Annotated in this window: 1 protein-coding gene; it reads right to left on the bottom strand. The window is 28.5% G+C overall.

The window, feature by feature from the left end; all coding sequences use genetic code 11:
• The coding region (locus ABD846_RS06690; RefSeq protein WP_145416844.1) for a transposase at positions 1–621 on the bottom strand (621 nt) is incomplete at both ends.

Genomic DNA, 621 nt, shown 5'->3' on the forward strand with positions numbered 1-621 from the left:
CCCAATTTTGAGTGTTAAAGATGTCGCTTTTATATTTTTTAGTTTTATCTTTTATAAACATACCGTAGGTTATAAGTGGTATTCGATTAAAATCATCTATAATTGCCATATAATTGGGTTCGCTACCATAACCTGCATCAGCTACAATATATTCAGGTAAATGACCGTAGGTCTCTTGAATTAAATTTAAAAATGGTATCATCGTTCTTGTATCAGTCGGATTTTGATACACATTATAAGATAAAACGAATTGAGAATTTGTCGCTATTTGTAAATTATAACCTGGCTTGAGTTGTCCATTTTTCATATGATCTTCTTTCATTCTCATAAATGTGGCATCATGATCTGTTTTAGAATAACTATTTCTATCCTTTAAAATAGATTTTTGGACGTCGTATTTATGCTTTCGCCCAGAGTAATCATTAATTTGCTTTTTGTATTGTTTAATTTTAGTTCTTTTGAGCCGTATTTGTTTTCTTATTTTAGTACATTTTTCATTATCGATATGTTGATTTAAATCTTCGATTTCTTTATCCAAATGACTACCAATCAAATCTATTTCTTCCTTTGTTAAGTCATTATCGTGATCTTTTTTAATCTCAGGTATGATTTTATTTGTTA

This window comes from Rurimicrobium arvi (assembly GCF_039540495.1).
GTDB lineage: Bacteria > Bacteroidota > Bacteroidia > Chitinophagales > Chitinophagaceae > Rurimicrobium > Rurimicrobium arvi.